The sequence below is a fragment of the Streptomyces sp. NPDC041784 genome (assembly GCF_055591025.1).
This window is the reverse complement of record NZ_JBVJAB010000026.1, coordinates 24492-47142: the sequence shown is the minus strand read 5'-3', so window position 1 is coordinate 47142 and position 22651 is coordinate 24492. Positions and strand designations below refer to the sequence as shown.

Below are 22651 nucleotides of genomic sequence, written 5' to 3'. Positions count from 1 at the left end.
GACCGGCCGCCCGACATCGGCGGCCGACCGCGCGGCACGGCCCGGTCACCAGTGCGGTCACCGAGCACGGCACCCCCCTACCGCGCCCCGCCCCGAGCACCGTCGCGGTCCTTGAGCCCTCCCCTTGAGCCGCTTGCTGACGGGCCGGTGCGGGTGAGATGTATGACGGTATTGATGATTACGCCCGGATGGCAAGACCTGGAACGAGCCCTCACCTTTTTGTTCGTTTGACCGTTACACAACGGCTCGTCCCGTAACGAGGAACGCGGAACACCGGAGCACGGCGGAGATTCGGGGGCACGGTCCGGACACAAATGGTCCCCGGAGGCGGTGGGGCGCCTCCGGGGACCGGGGTGACTCAGAGCCGTCCGGACGGCCCTGGGGTCAGGGTGCGAGTCTCGGTGAGCGGTTCACCGAGAGACGGAACGGTTCACGGTACGAGCTTCAGCAGCCGGTTCGGGGAGCCGGTGCCCGCGCTGGTGACGACGCCGGTGGTCGCGCCGCCCGTGAGCGCCGTGGAGACCTGCGCCGGGGTGGCCGAGGTGTGGCTCGCCAGATAGACCGCGGCCGCGCCCGCGACGTGCGGGGTCGCCATCGACGTACCGGAGATGGTGTTGGTCGCGGTGTCGCTGGTGTACCAGCCGGCCGTGATGGAGGAGCCGGGGGCGAAGATGTCCAGCACCGAGCCGTAGTTCGAGTAGCTGGCCCGGGCGTCGGCGCTGGTGGTGGCGCCGACCGTGATCGCGGTGGAGACGCGGGCCGGGGAGTACGAGGACGCGTTGGCGCTGCTGTTTCCGGCCGCGACCGCGTAGGTCACACCGCTGGCTATGGAGTTGGCGACCGCCGTGTCCAGCGAGGTGGAGGCGGAGCCGCCGAGGGACATGTTGGCGACCGAGGGGCCGGAGTGGTTCGCCGTCACCCAGTCGATGCCCGCGATCACGCCCGCCGTGGTGCCGGAGCCGCTGTTGTTGAGCACCCGGACGGCCACGACCTTCGCCTTCTTGGCCACGCCGTAGGTGGAGCCCGCGATCGTGGTGGCCACGTGGGTGCCGTGGCCGTTGCCGTCGGAGGCGGTGGTGTCGCCGTCGACGGCGTCGTAGCCGTAGGAGGCGCGGCCGCTGATCTGGGAGTGGGTGATGCGCACGCCGGTGTCGATGACGTACGCCGTGACACCGCCGCCGGCCGTGTCCGGGTAGGTGTACGTGCCGGACAGCGGGAGCGCGGCCTGGTCGATGCGGTCCAGGCCCCAGGGGGCGCTGGACTGGGTGGTGTCGGCCAGGTGGACCGTCTGGTTCTGCTCGACCGTGGCCACCGCCGGGTCGGCGGCGAGTCTGCGCGCCTCGGCGGCGGAGAGGGTGGCCGAGTAGCCGTTCAGCACGGTGCCGAACGTCTTCTTGACCGTGCCGCCGTACTCCTTGATGAGGTCCTTGCCCGTGGCCGAGGACGCCCGGAAGCCGGCCTGGGACTTCAGGGTGACGATGTAACTGTCCTTCACGGCGGTGGGGGAGTTCGCCGCGAGGACCCTGCCCTCGGCCGGGGCGGCCTGGGCCGGGAGAGCGGTGAGCCCGCCGACGAGGGCGGCGGCCGCCAAGGTGGTGACGGCGGCCGTGCGGGCCTTGTTGCTACGCAGGTGTGCCATTACGAGGGAGTCCTCCTCTAGGCGGCGCGCGCCTGGGTGGGGCGCACGACTGTGGGGGGTGCGCGCGGGGCGCACAGCCTCGAACGTCGCGTTCCGCTCTCGGCCGGGGTAAAGCCTGCGTCATCTACGGGCGTAGCGAAAGGGAGTTGAGGGGGCGTCAACATGATTGACATGAGCACGTAACAAAGTGAACGCGAAGCGCTCGTGAACGATCTGGAGGGCGCCAGAAAAGTCTTGGCATGGACACTTCCGGTCAACACGCGTAGTTGCTACCACGGTTGTGGCAGAGATCCTGCTAAAGGGAGGTTCCATGAGACGTTCCCGACTTGTCGTATTCGTCAGCTCACTCCTCCTCGCCGTGGGCACAGCCCTCACCGGGGCGAGTGCGGCCCAGGCGTCCCCGTCCCCCCTCGCCGCGGCCGGCGGCTACGTGGCGCTCGGCGACTCCTACTCCTCCGGAGTCGGCGCCGGCGGCTACCTCAGCTCCAGCGGCACCTGCAAGCGCAGCACCAAGGCGTACCCGTACCTGTGGAACGCCGCCCACGCCCCCGCCTCGTTCACCTTCGCCGCCTGCTCGGGCGCCCGGACGGACGACGTCCTGGCGAGCCAGCTCGGCGGCCTCAACTCCTCCACCGGCCTCGTCTCGATCACCGTCGGCGGCAACGACGCCGGCTTCGCCGACGTCATGACCACCTGCGTCACCGGCTCCGACAGCACCTGCCTGAACCGCATCAACACGGCGAAGGCGTACGTCGACTCCACACTCCCCGGCAAGCTCGACACCGTCTACTCGGCGATCCGCTCCAAGGCGCCGAACGCCCGCGTCGTCGTCATCGGCTACCCCCGCTTCTACAAGCTCGGCACGGTCTGCCTGGGCCTGTCCGAGACCAAGCGCGCCGCCATCAACAACGCGGCGGACTACCTCGACACCGCCCTCGCCAAGCGCGCCGCCGCCCACGGCTACGTGTTCGGCGACGTCCGCACCACCTTCGCCGGCCACGAGATCTGCTCCGGCAGCTCCTGGCTGCACAGCCTCAACTGGCTGAGCATCGGCGACTCCTACCACCCGACCGCGTCCGGTCAGTCGGGTGGCTATCTGCCGGTCCTCAACAGCGCGGCCTGAGCCGTCACTGGGAGGGCGAAGGCGAGGGGGAGGCTCCGCCCGGCGGGGCCTCCGTCTCACAGGTGACCGAGAACGGCACGTACTGGGACGTCGCCTTCACCGGGTCCCGCACCTCGACACCGATCGCGTTGCGGTACGTCCCGCTCTCGGCGTACGTCGACACGATCACCTTGTCCTGCTTCGACTTCCCGCCCCCCGACGGGAAGTCGAGCGTCTTCCAGGTCTGCCCCGACAGCTGACCGTCCTTCGACACCCAGCGGTAGGACACCTGCGCGGGCAGCACGCCCACCGTGATCGTCGCCGTGAACGCGGGCGCGGAGGCGTCCGGCGGCGGACAGGAACCGGTGTAGTCCGTGTTGCTGCCGGTGACGGTCACCGCCACGGTCTGCCGCGGAGCGCTGCTGGAGGCGCTCGGACTCGGGCTCGGGCTCGGACTCGCCGGCTCGGAGGGCGCCTCGCTGGTCTCCTGCTGCGCCGACGGCGAACTCAGGCCCTCGGTCCGGCTGTTGGTGACCCCTCCGGTGCCGCCTCCGTCGTCCGTCCCGCCGTCCCGGTTCAGCAGCCCGTACGTCAGCCCGGCCACCGCCAGCGCGAGCGCGGCCACACCGGCCACGAGCACGACCCCGGCCCGGCGGTTGCGCTCCGGCTCCGCCGTCGCGGTCGTGTGCGCGTTCGCGTTCGTCCACGGCGGGCCTCCGACCGGGGGCACCGGCGTGGCCGGCGTCGTATCCCGGCGGGCCGGCCCGGCGGGGCTCGCGACCGTCGGCGGATACGGCGTGGGCGGATACGGCGCGTACGGCGCCGAACGGGACGTGTCCCCACGCGGGCTGCCGCCCGCGGCCACCAGCCGCAGATCCTGCTCGGCCCGGTCGGCCGGCAGCCGCTCGGCCGGGTCCTTGCGCAGCAGACCCTCGATCACCGGCGCCAGCGGCCCCGCCCGGAGCGGGGGCGGCAGCTCCTCGTCGACGATCGCGCGCAGCGTGCTCAACGGGGTGTCGTGCCGGAAGGGCGAGTTGCCCTCGACCGCCGCGTACAGCAGCACGCCCAGCGACCACAGATCCGACTCGGGCCCCGGTGTGCGCCCCAGCGCGCGCTCCGGCGCGAGGAACTCCGGCGAGCCGATGACCTCGCCGGTCATGGTCAGCGCGGAGGTGCCCTCGACCGTGGCGATACCGAAGTCGGTCAGCACCACCCGGCCGTCGTTCGACATCAGCACGTTGGCCGGCTTCACGTCGCGGTGCAGCACCCCGGCCTCGTGGGCCGCCCGCAGCGCGGAGAGCACCTCGGCGCCGATGTGCGCGGCGCGGGCCGGCTCCAGCGGACCCTCGGCGTCCAGCAGGTCGGCGAGGGAGACCCCGCGCACCAGCTCCATGACGATCCACGGCCGCCCGTCCTCCATGGCCACGTCGTACACCGTGACCACGTTCCGGTTGGCGACCCGGGCCGCGGCCCAGGCCTCGCGCTCCAGCCGCGCGTACATCCGCTCGATGTCGGAGGCGGGCAGCCCCGCCGGGGCGCGCACCTCCTTGACCGCCACCTCGCGGTGCAGCACCTCGTCCCGAGCCCGCCACACCGTGCCCATGCCGCCCTCGCCGAGCGGGGTCAGGAGCCGGTAGCGGCCCGCGATCAGCCGCTCACCGCCCGGTTCTTCGGACACCGCGTCCCCCATTCGCACATCGCATCCGGGCGAAAACCTCCGCAACCACACAAACGTAGCTCAGCCCAGTACGGATGTTGCCCCCTTGAGCACCAGTCCGGCCCCGAGGGCCACCACGAGCAGCGCCGACCAGACCGGCAGGTTGCGGCGGACCAGCGACACGGCGGGGTGGGCCGTCCAGCGCGGCTGCCGGTCCAGCAGGCGGGTGGCGCCCGATCCGAGCTTGACCACCGCGAACCCGGCCGCCGTGAGGGTCAGCGCCAGCCCGACGCCGTACGCGACGACGAGCAGCAGCCCGAACCAGGCGTGCCCGAGCGCCGCCGCGCCGACCAGCACGACCACGGCCGAGGGGCTGGGCACCATGCCACCGGCGAAGCCGAGCAGGATCGTGCCGCGGAGGGTCGGGGCGGTGGCGTGGGTGTGGGTGTGACCGCCATGGGTGTGGGTGTGACCGGCGTGATCGTGGGTGTGCTCGTGGCCGGGGTCGTGGTCGTGGTCGTGCTCGTGCTCATGGGCGGGCGCGGGCGCCTTCGCGCGGGCGGGGGCGTGCGGCCCGGTGTGCCCGCCGGCCAGCACGAGCGGGCGCGCGGGAGCGGTCTCGTGGTCGTGGTCATACCCGTGCCCATGGTCGTGCCCGTGGTCGTCCTGATGATCGTCACCGGGGCCGTGGGGGTGGGCGTGGGTGTGGGGGTGACCACTGGGGCCATGGGTGTGCGTGTGGCCGCCGTGGCTGTGGGTGTGTCCGTGCCCGTGTCCCCGGTTGCGCCACGCCCGGCGTACGAGGGTGACGCCCGCGAAGAGCACCAGGGCGCCGCTGGCCAGGCCCAGCCAGGCGATCACCGAGGGCGCCGCGGCCGAACCCGCGGTCACCAGGAGGCCGAGGGCGACCACGCCCAGGGTGTGGGTGATGGTGACCGACGCGGCCAGCGGCAGGACGTCCTTCATCCGGGCCCTGCCGCCCCGGGCGGCGGCCGTCGCGGCCATGATGGTCTTGCCGTGGCCGGGCGCGACGGCGTGCATCGCGCCGAGGCCGACGGCGATCACCAGCGCCAGCGCGGCGAAGCCGAGGGTGAGGTCCTGCCGGGCGACCAGGCTGTCCAGGGCGCGGGTCCACCGGTCGGCACCGCGCGGCAGCACGGACGCGGCGGGCGCGTCCCGTTCGTCGTCCTCGACCAGCGCCGGACCGCCGGGCCGCACCCGCAGGGACGCGGTCGCGGTGTCGGCGGGCGAGGAGAGCAGTTCCTTCGGGTACGTGGTCAGTCCGTCCGAGATCGATGTCCTCGGTACGTCGGACTCGGCGAGCGTCATCCGGTCGCCGCGCGCGGTGATCTCGCGCCAGCCGGGCCCGGAGGAGGCGCCCGCGCCGCGGAAGGCGACGGTGACCGTGTCGTCGGCGGGCAGCGGGGCCGTCAGCCGGCACTCCACCCGCAGCGTGTCCAGCCCGGCCTGACCGGGCCGTACGACCGCCTTGCCGGCGCCCGCCGTGAGGGTGACGGCGCGGCCGTCGACCGTGACCTCGCTGCCGGACGCGGCCGCGGCGCACCGCTGCCGGGCCCACTCGCTCATCCCGAGGCGTTCGATGTCCGGCTTGGCCTGGGTCGCCGGGATCTCGGCGAGGTCCTCGACGTGGTCGACCCGGAGCTGTCCGGGGGCGGCGACGAGACCGTCGTAACGGTTGACGGTGAAGTTGCCGAGGGGGTGCGCGCTCGCGCTGGCGGAAGGAACCAGCGCGAACGCGCAGCCGGCCGTGAGCACGGCCGCGCAGGAGGCGAACAGACGACGGGGAATCACTGGTCCGCCTCCAGCGTCTTGAGTGCCGTACGGGCCTCGCGGGCGCCCAGCGGGGAGAAGCCGGGGTTCAGCTCCAGGGCCGCCGAGAGGTGCGTACGGGCGTCGTCGGGGTGACCGGTGGCCTGCTCGATCACCCCGCGGTGGTAGAGGAAGGACGCGCTGCGGTAACCGGTGGCCGTGGCTTTCCGGGCGTAGGGGAGGGCTTCGGCGTCCTTGCCGTTGACGTGCAGGGCCCAGGCGAGGGCGTCCGCCGTGTGCACGGTCCGTCGGCGGTCCCACTCGGCGCGGGCCGCGCGCAGCGCCGCCGCCCGGTCGCCGTGGTCGGCGGCCGCCAGCGCGGTGTCGAGGTCGGCGTTGACGCCGTTGGCGCGGGCGAGGGCGGTCCAGGCGTCGACGAGGGTGTACTGGTCGTCGGCCTTCGCCTCGTCGCCCTCGGTGCCGCGGGCCTCGTACAGCTCGCCGAGTTCCACGAGCGGGCCGGGGAGCGGGAAGCGGGCGACGACGTTCTCCAGCCCCTCGACCGCCTCGGTCCGCCGGCCGCTCGCCGCCTGGGCGCGGGCCCTGCCCTCCAGCGCCGGGAGGTAGTTCTCGTCGGCGGCGAGGGCGCGGGCGAAGTGGGTGAGCGCGTCCTCGTAGTCGCCCTGGTTCCAGGCGAGCTGGCCGATCTGGGTGGCCACGTAGGCGATGTCGCCGGGAGAGGTGGACGAGCCGAGCGCCTGGTCGAGGACCCGGCGGGCGGTGGTGACGTCGCCGCGCAGCTCGTGGACGTACGCGTAGCGGGTGAACACCGGGACGCCCGGGCGCCGTTCGTCGGCGGTGTCGGCCGCGCGCCCGGCGTCCTCGTAGCGGCCGAGTTCGACGAGGGCGTCGATCCGGGAACACAGGGCGCGCTCGCTGTAGGGGTTCTGCTTCAGTGCCCGGTCGGCGTACTTCAGCGCGCCCGGGAAGTCGTGGCGGGCGGCGGCCAGGGCGGCCCGGCCCGCGAGCGCCTGGTCGTTGTCGGGGCGCAGGGCGAGGGAGCGTTTCAGGGCCTGCTCGGCCTGCGGGTAGCGGGAGGGGTCGCCGTTGGTGCGGGCCTGCTCGACGTAGGCGAGCCCGAGCGTGGCCCAGCTGCCGAAGTCCCTGGGCTGGGCGCGGAGATGGGCCTGGAGCGAGGTGATGCCCTGCTCGAGGTCGGCGCTCGCGAGCAGTCCGGGGGAGACTGCGGCGGCGGTCACCACAGGGGTGTCCTGGCCGTCGCGCGCGGCGCCGAGGGCGATCGCGCCGGCGGTGAGGGCCACGGCCAGCATCGCCGCGCAGGCCCCGAGCTGGACCCCCCGCCAGCGCCGCCCGGCGGCCGCGACGCGGCGGACGGCGGCGACCCGCTCGTCGGCCTCTGTCTCGGCGGCGGCGGCCTCGGCGGCCTCCAGCGTGTCCGTGGCCTCGGTGTCCTGCACGGCGAACGCGTCCTCGGAATCGGTTTCCGCGAGGATTTCCGTCTCCCCGAAGCCTTCTGGTTCCCCGAAGCCTTCTGTCTCCCCGAAGTGTTCTGTCTCCCCGAGGTCTTCCGTCTCCGCGAAGTCTTCTGTCTCCGCGAGGCTCTCCGTCTCCGCGAGGTTCTTCGTCGTGGGCGTGTCCTCGGACTGCCGTCCGGGTTCCGGTCGCTCGCGCTCCGGCTCGCCGTCGTTCGTACGCGGGGACATGCCTCTCCTCGGTCGCCTGGGGTGGATCAGCCTGCGGTGGGGTGGCGCGGCCCGCGCCGTGGGGGATGAGTACGCGGGCCGCGCCAGTCGGTGGGGCGGGCCGGGGAGCGCAGGATTCTCCCCGGCCCGCCCGGGCCGAGGCCGGGACCGAGGTGCCGGGGCACCCGGAACCGGCCTGGTCCGGACGGAGGGCCTAGTAGCCCCGGTAGGCGCGGCCCCCGGTGCCGCGGGTGGACCGGCGCCACCACATGAGGCCGCCGCCGATGAGGAGGATGCCGGCCGCGCCGGCGCCCGCGGACGCGGCGATCAGGGTGGTGTTGCTCTCGGTCGAGGACGCCGGCTGGAGAGCGTCACCGAGCGCGCTGCGGACGTCGGTGCCGCCGCTGACGCCCTTGCCGAGCGGACCGCGCGAACCCTCGGTCGGCAGGGCGACGTACGGGAAGGCCTTCTCGAAGTTCTTGTCGTTCTTGTCGACCGCGTCACCGAGGTCGTTCTTGGCGCCGACCAGCTCACCCTCGACGACCTGGAGCGAGGCGTCGATCACGTCGTCGGTGAGCCGACGGCCGTTGGGGAAGCCCGCGTTGTCGCCGTCGAGCACGCCCAGCCGCTTGGGGCTGGCGGTCGGCTTGATGGAGGTGTTGAGGCGCAGCTGCTCCGAAGGCGTCACGTACGGCGGCTGGTTGAGGCCCTTGACACCCTTGAGGAACACGTCGACCAGGTCGTTGCGCGGCTCCGCCGGGGCCTTGATCTTGTAGATCGCCTCGATGAGCTTCGGCAGCTCCGGGTTGGTGACGTTCTTCAGGAACTGGCCGTCGTCCTTGGGCTCGGACGCGTTGAACTTGTCCTTGTCCTTGATCGGGTTGACGACCTCGTTGACCAGCGGCATGCCCAGGCGCGAGACCTGCGCGTAGTAGCCCTGCGCGTTGCGGCGCTGGGTGGTCGACCAGATGCCGACGATCGGCTGGTGCTTCGACTCGGTGATCATGTCGGTCGGCACCTGGAGGGCGATCGAGTTGACGTTGTAGCCCTTGAGGGTGTCGTTGCCGACCTCGGAGAGGTTCCCGCCGTACAGCAGGTCGAAGACGCGCAGGTCCAGGAAGAACGGGTCGTCGGCCTGGCCGGCGAAGGTCTTCGCGCCGCCCGGGAGCTTGTAGATCGCCTGGTCGCGCAGCTTGGAGTAGTTCGGCATGGACGCCTTGCCCACGTTCGACGGCGCCACCGGCACGTCGTCCGCCAGCTTCGTCTTGTGCACGACCCTCTGGTTCTTGAGCTTGACCAGCTCCAGGTCGTAGGTCTGGGTGACGTTGAGGTCCTTGTCGTCCAGGCTCTCGACCGCGCCCGTGTTGTAGAGGAACGTCTTCTTGTTCTTCACGTGCGTCTTGAAGGTGTAGCGGAAGAGCAGCTCGCCCTTCGCGTCACCGTTGTTGTCGACGTGGATGTCGTACTGCGCGTCCTCGGCGAACGGGAAGAAGTTCGGGCCGCCGGCCGGCTCCTCGAACGGGATCCAGTTCGCCACGATCGTCGTCGTGTCCGGGTGGTCCGGGCTGACGAACGCGTAGAGGTCGGTGTTGTCGTACTGCGGGGTCCCCGAGATGAGGGGGGCCTCCCGGTGGCTGGAGGCGTGGGCCGCCTCCGGAGCCAGAGTGGCCATACCGGCGGCCGCGAGCCCCCCGGCGGCCAGCGCACCGCATATGAGAGTCGCGACGCCCCTGCGTCCCGCGCCGCTGCTGCTGGAGATAGCTGTCATGCCGTCCGTCCTCCGTGCCAACTTGCCTGACGGACAGTGATACGCAGCGGAGGGCCGATCGGATTGGTCGAAACCCAAAAACTTTTTCTTCCTGCTCGACCCGCGTTTTCGGCCATCTGATCCGTACCCCATCCGGAGGTGTGTCCGTTGCGAATGCCTGGTGTGACGGGTCGGCCCGGGTGTGGCCGTGGAGAGGGGGACCGCATGGAGGCGGACGAGCTTCTGGTGCTCGTCGCGGGAGGCGACCAGAAGGCATTCGAGCAACTGTACGGACTGGTGTCCGGACCGGTGTTCGGGCTGGTGCGCCGGGTCGTGCGGGACCCGTCCCAGTCGGAGGAGGTCACCCAGGAGGTGCTTCTCGAGGCCTGGCGCTCCGCCGGCCGCTTCGACCCCGGCCGGGGCAGCGCCCTCTCCTGGATCCTCACCCTCGCCCACCGGCGCGCGGTCGACCGGGTGCGCAGCGCCCGGGCCGCCGTCGACCGGGAGCAGCGGGAGGGCCGGCGCTATCACGACCCGGCCTTCGACCAGGTGTCGGAGGAGGTCGAGGCGGGCCTGGAACGGGAGCTGGTGCGCCGCTGTCTGAACCGGCTGACGGCTCTTCAGCGTCAGTCCGTCACCCTCGCCTACTACGACGGCTACACGTACCGTGAGGTCGCCGAGCGGCTCTCCCTGCCGCTCGGTACGGTCAAGACGCGCATGCGGGACGGGCTCACGCGGCTGCGCCATTGCTTGGGAGGTGCCGCATGAGCGTCCTCGGTTCGCTGTTCCGCCGTGAGGATCCGCACTCGCTGGCCGCTCCCTACGCGCTCGACGCCCTCGAACCCGACGAGCGCCGCCGCTTCGAGAAGCACCTGCGCACGTGCGACCGGTGCACCCTCGAGGTGCGCGAGCTGGCCGAGGACGCCGTGAGGCTGGCCTGGTCCCAGGCCGCCCCGCCGCCCGCCGCGATGCGCGAACGGGTGCTGGCCGCCGTACAGCGGACTCCGCAGGAGGCGGGTCGTGCGCCGGTGCGGGAGCGCGCGCCCCAACTGCCTCCGCACGTCTGGGGCACGGAACCGCCGCCCGGACGCTCCCGTGCGCCCCGCGCGCGCCGCCCGCTGTTCGTGCCGTTCGCCACGGCCACCGCCGCCGCAGCCCTCGTGGTCGCCGGACTCTTCGCCGTCCAGGCGAACCGCACCCAGGACCAGCTGAACGCCGAGCGTGCCCAGTCACGTGACATCGCCCACGTTCTCGCAGCTCCGGACGCCCGCGCGACGACCGGCACCGATCAGCGGGGCCGCAGTATCGGAGTAATCGCTTCCGCCTCGGAGGGCGAGGCGATCATCACGCTGAGCGGATACAAGGACCTGCCCAGCGGACGGGTGCACCAGCTGTGGCTCATGCGCCCCAACGTGCAACCGCGCTCCCTCGGGCTCTTCGACGGCGACACGCCCCTGGTCGCGACCGGCCTCGACACCGCGGCGACATCACTCGCTGTGACCGTCGAACCCGACGGGGGATCAGCTCAGCCCACCAGCCAGCCCGTTGTCCAACTCACCCTGAAATCGGTTGGATTCGGAGAGTGATCGAGGAGGGGTCGTCAACCCCCTTACGGGGAAGGTGAATCCTGTGAGCTCGATACACGCGTGCCCGAACGGGGCGATAGGGTTACCCTGCCCGGGCCGGGTGGACTCGTACGGGTGGGGAGTGACATGGAACAGATAACGATGCGCAGCAGGGCGAGGGTCCCTGCGATCACCTGCGGGAGCAGCGCGACCAGCAAGAGGCTCGACCGTCATCTCTCGGTGCTGGGTGGCCCCGCCATACCGCAGCGGGAGACGCTCGAGGCGACCTCGCTCATGCGGGAGCTGACCGCGCGTGAGCCCCATGAGCGCAGCTCCCGGGGTGCGCGGGTGAGCCGGGTCTCGCTCTTCGCGCCGCTGCGTCGACTGCGCCGCTCGCTGTTCGGCGGACACCGGCACTGAATCCCCGCGCTCAGGCGGCCACACCGTCCCGGCGCAGCGCTGCGATCTCCTCGTCCGTCATCCCCGCGGCACGCAGCAGCGCTCCGGTGTGCTCCCCGAGCGCGGGTACGCCCCCCATCCGCGCCTCCGACCCGCCCGGCAGTGTGATCGGAGGCAGCAGCGCGCGCAGCGGCCCGACCGGCGACCCCACTTCCCGCCACCGGTCACGGGCCGCCAGCTGTGGATGGTCTCCCAGTTCGCGCAGGTCCCGCAGGCGCGCGCACGCGATGCCCGCGCGCTCCAACCGCGCCAGCGCCTCGTCGGTGCCGAGCGCCCCCAGCGCCTGCGCCACCAGCGCGTCCGTGCGCTCCCGGTTCGTCACGCGTGCCGTGTTCGTCGCGTACGCCGGATCCGTCCCCAAGTCGGGCCGGTCCATGACCTGTTCGGCCAGCCGCCGCCACTCGCGGTCGTTCTGCACGGACAGCAGCACCCGGCCGCCGTCGGCGGTGGCGTAGGCGTCGTAGGGCGCGATCACGGCGTGCGCGAGGCCGGTGCGCTCCGGGGGAGTGCCCCCGTGGATCGTGTGGTGCAGCGGATGCCCCATCCACTCCGCGAGCGCCTCCAGCATCGACACCTCCACCGGCCCGCCCCGCCCGGTCGTGCCCCGCCGCACCAGCGCCGCCAGCACCCCCGAGAAGGCGTACATGCCCGCCGCGATGTCCGCCGCCGGGATCCCGGCCTTCACCGGCTGCCCCGGCGTCCCGGTCACCGACACCAGCCCCGCCTCGCACTGCACGAGCATGTCGTACGCCCGCTTGTCCGCGTACGGACCACCGGACCCGTACCCCGAGATGTCCACGGCGACCAGCCGCGGGTGCGCGGCGCACAGGGTGGCCGCGTCCAGGCCGAGCCGGGCCGCCGCCCCCTGCGCCAGGTTCTGCACGAACACGTCCGCGTCCGCGATCAGCCGCCGTACGACGTCCAGGCCGCGCGGGTCCTTCAGGTCCAGTGCGATGGACTCCTTGCCGCGGTTGCACCACACGAAGTGGGAGGCGAGGCCGCCGGCTGCGGTGTCGTAGCCGCGCGCGAAGTCGCCGCCGTCGATCCGCTCCACCTTGATCACCCGGGCGCCCAGATCGGCGAGCTGCCGGGTGGCGAACGGGGCCGCGACGGCCTGCTCGACGGCGACGACGGTGAGGCCCTCCAGGGGCAGGGGAAGTCCATCCATGGGACGGATCATGTCACCGGTCGGTGTGGGCGTACCTCCGTACGGCGAGCGGCAGGAAAACGGCGATCAGCACCGCGCACCAGGCCAGCGACCCGGCGACCGGATGGGCCACGGGCCAGGCGGCGTCCTGCGGGACGGGCGCGTTGCCGAACAGGTCCCGCAGGGCCGTCGTCACCGCGCTGATCGGGTTCCACTCGGCGAGCGCGCGCAGCCAGCCCGGCAGGTTGTCGGTGGGGATGTAGGCGTTGGACAGCAGCGGCAGCATGAAGGTCGCGCTGCCCAGTTGCCCTGCCGCCTCCTCGCTGCGGGAGAGCAGCCCGAGGAGGATCCCGACCCAGGTACAGGCGAACCGGAACAGCAGCAGCAGGCCCACCGCGCCGAGGGCGGCCGGCGCCGCCCCCTCCACCCGCCAGCCGACCGCGAGCCCCACCAGGAGGAACGGGACCGTGCCCGCCGCCGTGACGACCAGGTCGGCCGCCGCCTGCGCCAGCGGCACCGCCGCCCGGCTCACCGGCAGCGTGCGCAGCCGGTCCGTCACGCCCCGGTGGACGTCCTGGGCCGCCTGGAACATCCCCGTCATGATGCCGTTGGCCGCGGTCGCCACCAGCAGGCCCGGCACCAGGAAGGAGCGGTACTCGGCGCCGGGCATCGCCAGCGCGCTGCCGAAGACATAGCCGAAGAACAGCAGCATGGTGATCGGCATGGTCTGGGTGAGGATCACCAGGGCCGGGTTGTTGCGGACCCGGAGCAGCTGACGGCCCAGCAGGGCCGTGCCGTCGTACGCGAGCGTGCTCATGCCGCGATCTCCTTGCCGTTGTCCTTGCTGTTGTCGCTGTCGCTGTCGCTGTAGCTGTCGCTGTCCCGGTTCTCGCCCGTCGTGCCGGTCAGCCGGAGGAACACGTCGTCGAGGGTGGGCGGCCTGAGGCTCGCGTCGAGCAACGGCACGCCCGCCGCGTCGAGTTCGCGCACCAGCCGGGGGAGGGTGAGCGTGCCGTCCCGGGTGACCGCGCCGACGGCGCCGCGGGCGTGGTCGAACGCAGGCTGCGCGCCGGTGAGCCGGTCGAGCACGCCCGCCGCCTTCGCCAGTGCGTCCGGGTCCGCGACGACCGCCTCGGCGTAGGAGCCGATGACGGCCTTCAGCTGCCGGGGCGACCCGGTGTGCGCGACCCGGCCCCGGTCCACCAGGGCGATGTCGTCGGCGAGTTGGTCCGCCTCCTCCAGGTACTGGGTGGTCAGCAGGATCGTCGTGCCGTCCTGCTTCAGCTCGCGCACGGCGTCCCAGATGCCGGTGCGGGACGCCGGGTCGAGGCCGGTCGTCGGCTCGTCGAGGAAGAGCACGGCCGGCCGGCGGATCAGGCTCGCCGCGAGGTCGAGGCGGCGCCGCATACCGCCGGACCAGGTGGACGCGGGGCGGTCGGCGGCCTCCGTCAGGCCGAAGCGGTCGAGGAGGTCGGCGGCGCGCTCGGCCGGCCCGCGCACCCGGTGCAGCCGGGCGAAGAGCCGCAGGTTCTGGCGGCCGGTGAGGTCCCCGTCCACGGAGGCGTACTGCCCGGTGACGCCGATCGCGCGCCGTACGGCCGCCGCCTCCCGGACCAGGTCGTGGCCGGCGACCCTGGCCGACCCCGCGTCCGGCCGCAGCAGCGTGGTCAGCAGCCGGACGGCCGTGGTCTTGCCCGCCCCGTTCGGCCCGAGGACCCCGCACACCGTGCCCTGCGGCACGGCGAGGTCGAGGCCCCGCAGGGCACGCACCTCGCCGAACCGCTTCCCCAGGCCTTCACTAAGTACACCGTACGTAGTAGTCATGGGTCGACCATAGCGCACTACGTACGGTGTACGTAACTACGATGGTGGGCGAGGTGATGATCGATGGCGGGCCGAGCGGCCGTACCCGAAGTGATCTGGGCCCGTCCCGAGCGGACCGGCCGGGGGCCGCGGCCCGCGTACACCCGCGCGGACATCGCGGCGGCGGCCGTGCGGCTCGCGGACGCGGGCGGGCTCGACGCGGTGTCCATGCGGCACGTCGCCGCCGAACTGGGCTGCGGCACCATGTCGCTCTACAACTACGTCCCCCGTAAGGAGGACCTGTACGAGCTGATGGTGGACGCGGTCAGCGGCGAGCACGAGCTGTGGGAGCCGAGCGGCGACTGGCGGGCGGACATGCTCCGCGTGGGGCGCGACACACGCGCGCTGATGAAGCGCCACCCCTGGCTCCCGAGGCTGATGTCACCGGTGTACGGCTTCAGCCCCCACGCCCTGCGGTACCTGGAGCACTGCCTGGCCTGCCTGGATCCGCTGGACGGCATGGCGTACGGCCTGAAGATGCAGCTCATCGGGATGGTGAACGGGGTCGTGACGACGTATGTCACCAACGAGCTGGCGACCGCCGAGCGGACGCGCTCGCTGCCGTGGTCGGAGGAGCAGGAGAACGCGGTGCGGATCGCGTACCTGGGGAGTCAGGTGGCGAGCGGGGCGTACCCGCGGATGGCGGCGGCGTTCGCGGAGGATCCGGGGCCGATCGATCTGGAGGCCGTGTTCGAACTGGCCCTGAACAGGATCCTGGACGCGTTCGCCCCCAAGGGGCAGTGAGGGCCGACGGGCAGGGGTGAGGGCCGGTGTGGGCCGACGAGGGCCGGTGAGGGCCGACGAGGGCCGGTGAGGGCCGACGAGGGCCGGTGAGGGCCTAGAGCAGGGCGAACTGCCCCTCGGGGCCCTCCTCGTGGTGGTCCAGGACCGTCGCCGGACGGCGGGAGGACTCCGGGGGCGGGAGGATGCCGGCCGTGCGCAGGTCCGCCGCCGTCACCAGGTCCGCCACCTGGTCGCTCACCGTCAACCCCGCCTGCTGCTCCCTGACTTCCGCCAGCAGCGCCAGCACCGTGATCAGCTCCAGGAGTTCGGAGGTCCAGGTCTGCTGCCAGGCCGTCGGGCGGATCGCCGCGAGGGTGCCCGGCTCGGCGTCCTGTGCCGTCCGTGCCGCGAACCAGCGCTCCAGGACCCGGTCCCGGTCCCCCGCGCCCGTCCCGAAGTCCCAGGCCTGCGGCGGGACCGGGGAGATCCGGCCCTCGTCGAGGTGCAGGGCCTCCTCCTCGCGGTCGTAGTGGAGGGTGAGCGGGCGGGCCGGGAGGGGTGCGCGGACATAGGGGCGGCGGCCGCCGGGGAGTTTGGGGCGCTCTCCGTCGCGGCGCAGCAGCCACAGGGCCCGGTGGCCCAGTTCGACGCCCCGGGACCAGAGTCCGGGGTCCCGGGTGAGCGGGACGGTCAGGTCGGGGCGGACCGTGGCCAGGGTCCAGGCCAGGAAGTCCAGCGGGTCGCGGGAGTGGCCCAGGTGGTCCAGCAGGCCCGGGGCCAGGTTGGGTTCCGTGCCGCCGGGACGGCGGTACAGCGGGCGGATCCGGCCGGGGCGCAGGACGGGCAGGAGCCGGGTCGCCAGCAGCGGCGCGTCCGGTGACTCCACCGCGAACACCTGGCGTTCGTCGGCCACCCGCCACAGCTCGGGGCGGGCCGCGTCGATCAGCCGGTGGTCGGGGATCAGCCACTGCTCGTCGAAGGGCGCGGCCAGCACCCGTACCGGCTCCGGGCAGGGCCCCGAGGCACGGACCAGCTTCTCGGTGCCGCCGGGCTGCCCGGGCAGCTGTCCCACCGCCGAGTGCGGGGTGCGGGAGCGCGTCGGTTCGAACAGGACCTCGCGGTCCGGGCCGTCCGCCTTCACCAGGGCGGCCCAGCGGTCCCTGAGCGAGGCCGGGTCGGGGGCCAGCGGCCACTTGCGGCCGAGTCGCGGCGGGGCGACGGACCACGGCATGAGGTCCGCCAGCGGCGGAGCGTCGGCGTGCGTCACGGTGGGCATGCTACGTCCTGCTCAGGTGGCGTCGAGCGTGACCGTGAAGGAGAAACGGTCGCCCCGGTAGTGGATGACGGCCACGTCGAGCACCCGGCCGGCCGTGTCGTAGGTGACGCCCGTGTAGTGCAGGATCGGGCTCAGCAGCGGGACCTGGAGGAGCTGGGCGGTCTCCGGGTCGGCCAGGCGGGCCTCGACGGTGTCCGTGATCCGGCTGATGTCGGCGCCCACGACGTCCCGCAGCACCTTGGTCATCGGCCAGCGGACCAGGTCGTCCGGGTCGATCAGGGCGGCGAGTTCGGGACGGACGTAGTTGCGGGCGTGGTTGGTCGGCTCGCCCGTCTTGTCGTCGCCGCGCAGCCGGTGGTACGTCGCCACCTCGGCCAGATCCGGGAAGTGCTCGGCGAGTTCGGCGGGTACGGCCGCCGTGCCGTGGGCCAGCAGCCGCGTCGTCATCCCGGACTGCTGGGCCACGATCGCGTCGACCGAGCCCAGCAGCCGCACCGGCGCACCTCGCTGCACGCTCGGCTCGATGAACGTGCCGCGCCGCCGGTGCCGGGTGATCAGCCCCTCGTCCTCCAGCTCCTTCAGCGCCTGCCGCATGGTCAGCACGCTCACCCCGTAGTGCCCCGCCAGCTGCTCCTCGGTGGGCAGCCGCAGCGGGTCCCGGGGGGAGCGGCCGAGTATCGAGGCGCGCAGCGACTGCGACACCTGGTACCAGAGCGGCAGCTTGCGATTGAGGACGATCGAATCCGGGGCGAAGGAGGTCACGGGCCATCCGTACCCTTCGGAAATCTTCAGTGCAAGGGGCGGAAGTGCCGTTCGAGGCCGTTCCACACGTCGTCGTAGCGCTGTTGCAGGTGGTCCGCGCCGGCCGCGTGCGGGGTGAGGGTGACCGGCCAGCGGGTCTCGAACATGAACGCCAGTCCGTCGTCGATCCGCTGGGGCCGCAGCTCGGCCGCGCTCGCCCGGTCGAACGTCTCCCGGTCCGGGCCGTGCGCCGACATCATGTTGTGCAGCGAGCCGCCGCCGGGCACGAAACCCCCCTTCCCGGCCGTCTTCGCGTCGTAGGCCCCCTCGATCAGGCCCATGTACTCGCTCATCACGTTCCGGTGGAAGTACGGCGGCCGGAAGGTGTCCTCGCCCACCAGCCAGCGCGGCGCGAACACCACGAAGTCCACTCCGGCCAGCCCCGGGGTGTCCGAGGGGGACGTCAGCACCGTGAAGATCGACGGGTCCGGGTGGTCGTACGAGATCGTGCCGATGACGTTGAAGCGGCGCAGGTCGTAGACGTACGGGACATGGTTGCCGTGCCAGGCGACCACGTCGAGGGGCGAGTGGTCGTAGACCGCCGTCCAGAGGTTGCCGCAGAACTTGTTGACGACCTCCACCGGGCCCTCGACGTCCTCGTACGCGGCGACGGGTGCCAGGAAGTCGCGGGGGTTGGCGAGGCCGTTGGCGCCGATCGGGCCGAGGTCGGGGAGCTGGAAGGGGGCGCCGTAGTTCTCGCAGACGTAGCCGCGGGCCGTGTCGTCCAGCAGCTCGACCCGGAAGCGGACCCCGCGCGGGATCAGCGCCACCTGGCCCGGCTCGGCGCGCAGCAGGCCGAACTCGGTGCACAGCAGCAGTCCGCCCCGCTCGGGGACGATCAGCAGCTCGCCGTCGGCATCGCTGAAGACGCGGTCCATGGAGGTGTCGGCGTGGTAGAGGTGCACGGCCATGCCGGCGCGCTGGGTGGCGTCGCCGTTGCCGCCGAGGGTCCACAGGCCGGCCAGGAAGTCGGTGCCCCGCGCGGGCTCGGGCAGGGGGTCCCAGCGCAGCCGGTTCGGGTCCGGGACGCTCTGCGTGAAGGGAGCCGTGCCCAGGGCGCCGTTGTCGGCGCGGGTGAACGCCGGGTGGGCGGCCGAGGGGCGGATCCGGTACAGCCACGAGCGGCGGTTGTGGGCGCGCGGCTCGGTGAACGCCGAACCGCTGAGCTGCTCGGCGTAGAGGCCGAGCGGGGCGCGCTGGGGTGAGTTGCGGCCCTCGGGCAGGGCGCCCGGGACGGCCTCGGAGCTGTGCTCGTTGCCGAAGCCGGAGAGATGGGTCAGCCCCTCGGCGGTCTTCCGTGCGTCCCCGCGGTTCATCGTCGCTCGCTTCCTTGCCGGCTGATTCCTATGTATCACCGTAGGATTGCGTTTTCGTGGGCGCAAGAGGTGCGCGGGTCCTCCTCTGGGAGGACGATCAAGGGCGACCGGAACCAGACTCCAGGGGGATCCGCGTGTCGGACCGTTGCTCTAATGTCGCCGACATGTCGTGGGTGCGAGCAGCCGTCGCCGCGCTCGCGGTCTGTGTCCTGTTGCTGACCGGATCCGCGGGCTGTGGCTCCAGTGACGCGCGGGAGCGGGGGGACGTGCTCTCGCCCGCACCCGTGGGCAAGGTCCTGAAGGACACCGACGACGACGGGCGCCACTACCGCGAGGTCGACGGGAAGGGGGCGCCCGAGGTCGGCGTCGAGGTGCAGCCGGACGCCGACGGCGGCTGGGACGTACGGCTGAAGCTGGCCAATTTCCGGTTCTCGCCGGACGGCGCGAAGCCGGAGGCGGTCACCGGCCGCGGCATCGCCCGGCTCTACGTGGACGACCGGGCGGTCGCCGACCTGCGGGCCCCGTCCTACCGCATCCCGGCGGGCTACCTCCCGCACGGCACCCACCAGGTCACCGCGCGGCTGTACGCGGACGACGGCACGGTGTGGGCGGTCGACGGCGAGCCGGTGGAGAGCACGGCGGACATCACCGCGTCGCAGCCGACGGGCACCGCCTTCGACCCGTCCTCGCCCTCGGCCCCGGACTCGGCGCCTGCATCGGCCCCGGTTTCCGCCTCGGTTTCGGCTTCGGTCCCGGATTCGGCCTCGCCATGAGCGCACCAGGCATGTTTCTCCGTACCGGGGGGCGAGGTTCACCGGACCACGGCGGAAAGGCATCATGAAGCCCGTGCCCCCAGCGACATCGCTCCGTCGTGCGCCCGTCCAGCGGCGCAGCGCCGAACGGCTCACCAGGATCCTGGACGCCTGCGCCGACCTGTTGGACGAGGTCGGCTACGACGACCTGAGCACCCGCGCCGTCGCCCAGCGCGCCGGCGTGCCCATCGGCTCCGTCTACCGCTTCTTCGGCAACAAGCGGCAGATGGCGGACGCGCTCGCCCAGCGCAACCTGGAGCGCTACTCGGAGCGGGTCACCGAGCGGCTCAAGGGCGCCCGGCAGGGAGACTGGCGGGCCGCCATGGACGCCGTGCTCGACGAGTACCTGGCCATGAAGCGCACCGCGCCCGGCTTCTCCCTCGTCGACTTCGGCAACCAGATCCCGGTCGGCGTCCGCCAGACCGAACCCAACCACCGGGTCGCCGACCGCCTCACCGAGATGCTCTCCGACTACCTCGGCCGCACCCCCGACGAGGATCTGCGCCGCACCTTCCTGATCGCGGTGGAAGCCGCCGACACCCTCGTCCAGCTGGCCTTCCGGGTGGATCCGGAGGGTGACGCGAAGGTGATCGAGGAGACCCGGGAGCTGCTGCGGGCGTATCTGGCGCGGACGCTGGACTGACCTTCCCCGCAAGCCGCATCGCGGCAACCCCTCCCGATGATGCATACCGGTCGGTATGCTCGGCCGGGAAAAGGCAACGCCGCCGCCCCCGGGAGGACCCGTGTCCCGCACCGCCCTGCGAATCTGTCCCCTGTGCGAGGCCACCTGCGGGCTGACGCTCACCATCGAGGGGGCCAAGGTCACCGGCGCCCGCGGCGACCGGGACGACGTGTTCAGCAAGGGGTTCATCTGCCCGAAGGGCGCCTCCTTCGCGGCCGTCGACGGCGACCCCGACCGGCTGCGGACCCCCCTCGTCCGCCAGGACGGCGAGCTGCGCGAGGCCACCTGGGCGGAGGCCTTCGACGCCGTCGCCGCCGGCATCCGGCCGGTCGTCGAGCGGTACGGCCCGCACGCCGTCGGGGTCGTCCTCGGCAACCCCAACGTGCACACCATGGCCGGTGCCCTCTACCCGCCCGTGCTGATCGCCGGCCTCGGCACCCGCAGTCTGTTCACCGCCTCCACGGTCGACCAGATGCCCAAGCACGTCTCCAGCGGACTGCTCTTCGGCGACGCCAACGCCATCCCGGTGCCGGACCTCGACCACACCGACCACCTGCTCCTGATCGGCGCCAACCCCCTGGAGTCCAACGGGAGTCTGTGCACCGCCCCCGACTTCCCCGGCAAGCTCAGGGCCCTCAAGGCGCGCGGTGGCACCCTCACCGTCATCGACCCGCGCCGCACCCGCACCGCCAAGCTCGCCGACCGGCACATCGACATCCGGCCCGGCACCGACGCGCTGCTCCTCGCCGCGATGGCCCACGTGCTGTTCGAGGAGGACCTGACCGACCTCGGCGAGCTGACGGACCACGTCGAGGGCCTCGACGAACTCCGTGACGCCGTACGGGACTTCGCCCCCGAGGCCGTCGCCCCCGCCTGTGACGTCGAGGCCGGCACCATCCGTGTCCTCGCCCGCGAACTCGCCGCCGCCCCCACCGCCGCCGTCTACGGCCGCATCGGCAGCTGCACGGTCCCGTACGGCACGCTTGGCAGCTGGCTCGTCGACGTCCTCAACGTCCTCACCGGCAACCTGGACCGCCCCGGCGGCGCTCTCTTCCCGCAGGCCGCCACCGACCGGACGCCCCGCCCGGCCGGACCCGGCCACGGCTTCGAGCTCGGGCGCTGGCACTCCCGGGTCGGCCGGCACCCCGAGGCCAAGGGCGAGCTGCCGCTCTCCGTGCTCGCCGAGGAGATCGACACCGCCACCGAGGAGGGTGAGCCGATCCGCGCGCTCCTCGTGGTCGCCGCCAACCCTGTGCTCTCCGCGCCCGACGGCGACCGGCTCGACAAGGCGCTCGGCTCGCTGGACTTCATGGTCAGCGTCGACCCGTACCTGAACGAGACCGCGCGCCACGCCGACGTCGTCCTGCCGCCGCCCCCGCCCTCCCAGAGCCCGCACCACGACTTCGCCTTCAACACCCTCGCCGTGCGCAACCAGGTCCGCTACACCCGCCCCGCCGTCCCGCTCGAGGACGGCAGGATGGCCGAGACCGAGATCCTCGCCCGGCTGGTCCTGGCCGTGACCGGGATGCACGGCGCCGACCCCTCCGCCGTCGACGACCTGGTCATCGGCCAGACCCTCGGCAAGGCCGTCACGGAACCCCACTCGCCCGTGCACGGCCGCGACCCCAAGGAGCTGGCCGCGCTCCTCACCGGCGAGAGCGGCCCCGAGCGCCGCCTCGACCTGATGCTGCGCCTCGGCCCCTACGGCGACGGCTTCGGCGCCCGCCCGGACGGGCTGAGCCTCGACCGGCTGCTCGACCACCCGCACGGCATCGACCTCGGACCGCTGCGCCCGCGGCTGCCGCAGCCCCTGAAGACCCGCAGCGGACGGATCGAGCTGCTGCCCGCGCCGATCGCCGGTGATCTGCCCCGGCTGCGGGAGGCGCTGCGCGAGCGGCCCGCCGGGCTGCTCCTCGTCGGACGGCGCCATCTGCGGTCCAACAACAGCTGGATGCACAACGTCCCCGCCCTCACCGGCGGCACCAACCGCTGCACCCTCCAGATCCACCCCGAGGACGCCGAACGGCTCGGTCTGCGGGACGGCGGCGCGGTGCGGGTGAAGGGCGCCGGGGGAGAGGTGACCGCCCCGGCCGAGATCACCGACGGCGTACGGCGCGGCGTGGTGAGCCTGCCACACGGCTGGGGTCACGACCGGCCCGGCACCCGGCTGAGCCACGCCGCCACCGACCCCGGCGTCAACGTCAACCAGCTCCTCGACGGCAGCCTGCTGGACCCCCTCTCGGGCAACGCCGTCCTCAACGGCATCCCCGTCTCGCTGGCCCCTGTGACCTGAGCAAAGCTGTGACCAGGACTTTTGCGCTTATTGCTCGCGCGTCAACGTCTTGTTAACACCGTTTGAACGGACCTAACGTCATCGCACCGCCGACCC

19 protein-coding genes are annotated in these 22651 nt (G+C 72.6%); 8 read left to right on the top strand and 11 right to left on the bottom strand.

The genetic code is table 11. From position 1 onward, the window contains the following. Nucleotides 1–430: 430 nt before the first annotated feature. Complete coding sequence (locus tag ACZ6D7_RS37180; protein WP_469500623.1) at nucleotides 431–1639, bottom strand: S8 family peptidase; 1209 nt, start codon at nucleotides 1637–1639, stop codon at nucleotides 431–433. Nucleotides 1640–1949: 310 nt separating this feature from the next. Between ACZ6D7_RS37180 and ACZ6D7_RS37175 the strand changes: the two genes are divergently transcribed. Then, nucleotides 1950–2762 carry an SGNH/GDSL hydrolase family protein gene (locus ACZ6D7_RS37175; protein ID WP_469500621.1) on the top strand — a complete coding sequence of 271 codons (813 nt, stop codon included), beginning with the start codon at nucleotides 1950–1952 and terminating at the stop codon, nucleotides 2760–2762. 4 nt (nucleotides 2763–2766) lie between these two features. Here the strand turns inward: ACZ6D7_RS37175 and ACZ6D7_RS37170 are convergent, their stop codons facing one another. The 4 genes from ACZ6D7_RS37170 to ACZ6D7_RS37155 all read right to left on the bottom strand — a co-directional run bounded on the left by ACZ6D7_RS37170 (nucleotide 2767) and on the right by ACZ6D7_RS37155 (nucleotide 9639). Next, complete coding sequence (locus ACZ6D7_RS37170; protein WP_469500619.1) at nucleotides 2767–4419, bottom strand: serine/threonine-protein kinase; 1653 nt, start codon at nucleotides 4417–4419, stop codon at nucleotides 2767–2769. Between the two features lie 60 nt (nucleotides 4420–4479). Next, on the bottom strand, nucleotides 4480–6210 hold the full coding sequence (locus ACZ6D7_RS37165) for a nickel transporter (RefSeq protein ID WP_469500618.1): 1731 nt from the start codon (nucleotides 6208–6210) through the stop codon (nucleotides 4480–4482). After that, nucleotides 6207–7892 (bottom strand): tetratricopeptide repeat protein, encoded by a 1686-nt coding sequence (locus ACZ6D7_RS37160; protein WP_469500616.1) that lies wholly within the window; start codon nucleotides 7890–7892, stop codon nucleotides 6207–6209. Before ACZ6D7_RS37160 ends, ACZ6D7_RS37165 begins: the two co-directional genes overlap by 4 nt. 193 nt (nucleotides 7893–8085) lie before the next feature. Beyond that, nucleotides 8086–9639, bottom strand: coding sequence for a DUF4331 domain-containing protein (locus ACZ6D7_RS37155; protein ID WP_469500614.1), 1554 nt, complete (start codon nucleotides 9637–9639; stop codon nucleotides 8086–8088). A gap of 204 nt (nucleotides 9640–9843) precedes the next feature. On the opposite strand from ACZ6D7_RS37155, the gene ACZ6D7_RS37150 reads away from it, so the two are divergent. From ACZ6D7_RS37150 to ACZ6D7_RS37140, 3 genes are all read left to right on the top strand, one after another. Beyond that, on the top strand, nucleotides 9844–10386 hold the full coding sequence (locus tag ACZ6D7_RS37150; RefSeq protein WP_469500612.1) for a sigma-70 family RNA polymerase sigma factor: 543 nt from the start codon (nucleotides 9844–9846) through the stop codon (nucleotides 10384–10386). Further along, nucleotides 10383–11204, top strand: coding sequence for an anti-sigma factor (locus tag ACZ6D7_RS37145; RefSeq protein ID WP_469500610.1), 822 nt, complete (start codon nucleotides 10383–10385; stop codon nucleotides 11202–11204). The genes ACZ6D7_RS37150 and ACZ6D7_RS37145 overlap by 4 nt, the downstream gene beginning before the upstream one ends. A 126-nt stretch (nucleotides 11205–11330) precedes the next feature. Beyond that, a complete protein-coding gene (locus ACZ6D7_RS37140; RefSeq protein WP_469500608.1) occupies nucleotides 11331–11603 on the top strand; it encodes a hypothetical protein in 273 nt (90 codons plus the stop codon). Nucleotides 11604–11613: 10 nt separating this feature from the next. Here ACZ6D7_RS37140 and ACZ6D7_RS37135 read toward each other — a convergent pair whose 3' ends face one another. Genes ACZ6D7_RS37135 through ACZ6D7_RS37125 form a run of 3 tightly spaced genes read right to left on the bottom strand, consistent with a single transcriptional unit; the run spans nucleotide 11614 to nucleotide 14613 of the window. Beyond that, nucleotides 11614–12810 carry a CaiB/BaiF CoA transferase family protein gene (locus ACZ6D7_RS37135; protein WP_469500606.1) on the bottom strand — a complete coding sequence of 399 codons (1197 nt, stop codon included), beginning with the start codon at nucleotides 12808–12810 and terminating at the stop codon, nucleotides 11614–11616. Nucleotides 12811–12823: 13 nt separating this feature from the next. Continuing rightward, nucleotides 12824–13606: an ABC transporter permease gene (locus tag ACZ6D7_RS37130; protein ID WP_469500604.1), complete on the bottom strand. Its 783-nt coding sequence runs from the start codon at nucleotides 13604–13606 to the stop codon at nucleotides 12824–12826. Continuing rightward, the gene (locus ACZ6D7_RS37125) at nucleotides 13603–14613 is read right to left on the bottom strand and encodes an ATP-binding cassette domain-containing protein (RefSeq protein ID WP_469500602.1); all 1011 of its coding nucleotides are present in this window, start codon (nucleotides 14611–14613) and stop codon (nucleotides 13603–13605) included. The genes ACZ6D7_RS37130 and ACZ6D7_RS37125 overlap by 4 nt, the downstream gene beginning before the upstream one ends. Before the next feature lie 63 nt (nucleotides 14614–14676). Here ACZ6D7_RS37125 and ACZ6D7_RS37120 point away from each other — a divergent pair, with 63 nt between their 5' ends. Continuing rightward, nucleotides 14677–15396, top strand: a complete 720-nt coding sequence (locus tag ACZ6D7_RS37120) for a TetR/AcrR family transcriptional regulator (RefSeq protein WP_469500600.1) — start codon at nucleotides 14677–14679, stop codon at nucleotides 15394–15396. Nucleotides 15397–15490: 94 nt separating this feature from the next. On the opposite strand, the gene ACZ6D7_RS37115 is transcribed toward ACZ6D7_RS37120, so the two are convergent. Genes ACZ6D7_RS37115 through hmgA form a run of 3 tightly spaced genes read right to left on the bottom strand, consistent with a single transcriptional unit; the run spans nucleotide 15491 to nucleotide 18768 of the window. Continuing rightward, nucleotides 15491–16651, bottom strand: a complete 1161-nt coding sequence (locus ACZ6D7_RS37115; protein WP_469500598.1) for a type ISP restriction/modification enzyme — start codon at nucleotides 16649–16651, stop codon at nucleotides 15491–15493. A 12-nt stretch (nucleotides 16652–16663) separates the two neighbouring features. Continuing rightward, nucleotides 16664–17413, bottom strand: a complete 750-nt coding sequence (locus tag ACZ6D7_RS37110; RefSeq protein ID WP_469500596.1) for a GntR family transcriptional regulator — start codon at nucleotides 17411–17413, stop codon at nucleotides 16664–16666. 26 nt (nucleotides 17414–17439) lie between these two features. Further along, on the bottom strand, nucleotides 17440–18768 hold the full coding sequence (hmgA, locus tag ACZ6D7_RS37105) for a homogentisate 1,2-dioxygenase (protein ID WP_469500594.1): 1329 nt from the start codon (nucleotides 18766–18768) through the stop codon (nucleotides 17440–17442). Nucleotides 18769–18932: 164 nt separating this feature from the next. On the opposite strand from hmgA, the gene ACZ6D7_RS37100 reads away from it, so the two are divergent. The 3 genes from ACZ6D7_RS37100 to ACZ6D7_RS37090 all read left to right on the top strand — a co-directional run bounded on the left by ACZ6D7_RS37100 (nucleotide 18933) and on the right by ACZ6D7_RS37090 (nucleotide 22555). After that, nucleotides 18933–19541, top strand: coding sequence for a hypothetical protein (locus tag ACZ6D7_RS37100; protein WP_469500591.1), 609 nt, complete (start codon nucleotides 18933–18935; stop codon nucleotides 19539–19541). 64 nt (nucleotides 19542–19605) lie between these two features. Next, complete coding sequence (locus tag ACZ6D7_RS37095) at nucleotides 19606–20223, top strand: TetR/AcrR family transcriptional regulator (RefSeq protein WP_469500589.1); 618 nt, start codon at nucleotides 19606–19608, stop codon at nucleotides 20221–20223. A 100-nt stretch (nucleotides 20224–20323) separates the two neighbouring features. Then, nucleotides 20324–22555, top strand: a complete 2232-nt coding sequence (locus tag ACZ6D7_RS37090) for a molybdopterin oxidoreductase family protein (RefSeq protein ID WP_469500588.1) — start codon at nucleotides 20324–20326, stop codon at nucleotides 22553–22555. The last annotated feature ends 96 nt before the right edge of the window (nucleotides 22556–22651 follow it).

Excerpts from the sequence above, each read along its gene's own strand:
- ACZ6D7_RS37115 (WP_469500598.1), bottom strand. The coding sequence starts at position 16,651 with ATGCCCACCGTGACGCACGCCGACGCTCCGCCGCTGGCGGACCTCATG.
- ACZ6D7_RS37130 (WP_469500604.1), bottom strand. The coding sequence starts at position 13,606 with ATGAGCACGCTCGCGTACGACGGCACGGCCCTGCTGGGCCGTCAGCTG.
- ACZ6D7_RS37140 (WP_469500608.1), top strand. The coding sequence starts at position 11,331 with ATGGAACAGATAACGATGCGCAGCAGGGCGAGGGTCCCTGCGATCACC.
- ACZ6D7_RS37120 (WP_469500600.1), top strand. The coding sequence starts at position 14,677 with ATGGCGGGCCGAGCGGCCGTACCCGAAGTGATCTGGGCCCGTCCCGAG.
- ACZ6D7_RS37155 (WP_469500614.1), bottom strand. The coding sequence starts at position 9,639 with ATGACAGCTATCTCCAGCAGCAGCGGCGCGGGACGCAGGGGCGTCGCG.
- ACZ6D7_RS37175 (WP_469500621.1), top strand. The coding sequence starts at position 1,950 with ATGAGACGTTCCCGACTTGTCGTATTCGTCAGCTCACTCCTCCTCGCC.
- ACZ6D7_RS37095 (WP_469500589.1), top strand. The coding sequence starts at position 19,606 with ATGAAGCCCGTGCCCCCAGCGACATCGCTCCGTCGTGCGCCCGTCCAG.
- hmgA (WP_469500594.1), bottom strand. The coding sequence starts at position 18,768 with ATGAACCGCGGGGACGCACGGAAGACCGCCGAGGGGCTGACCCATCTC.
- ACZ6D7_RS37180 (WP_469500623.1), bottom strand. The coding sequence starts at position 1,639 with ATGGCACACCTGCGTAGCAACAAGGCCCGCACGGCCGCCGTCACCACC.
- ACZ6D7_RS37100 (WP_469500591.1), top strand. The coding sequence starts at position 18,933 with ATGTCGTGGGTGCGAGCAGCCGTCGCCGCGCTCGCGGTCTGTGTCCTG.
- ACZ6D7_RS37135 (WP_469500606.1), bottom strand. The coding sequence starts at position 12,810 with ATGGATGGACTTCCCCTGCCCCTGGAGGGCCTCACCGTCGTCGCCGTC.
- ACZ6D7_RS37125 (WP_469500602.1), bottom strand. The coding sequence starts at position 14,613 with ATGACTACTACGTACGGTGTACTTAGTGAAGGCCTGGGGAAGCGGTTC.
- ACZ6D7_RS37160 (WP_469500616.1), bottom strand. The coding sequence starts at position 7,892 with ATGTCCCCGCGTACGAACGACGGCGAGCCGGAGCGCGAGCGACCGGAA.
- ACZ6D7_RS37150 (WP_469500612.1), top strand. The coding sequence starts at position 9,844 with ATGGAGGCGGACGAGCTTCTGGTGCTCGTCGCGGGAGGCGACCAGAAG.
- ACZ6D7_RS37145 (WP_469500610.1), top strand. The coding sequence starts at position 10,383 with ATGAGCGTCCTCGGTTCGCTGTTCCGCCGTGAGGATCCGCACTCGCTG.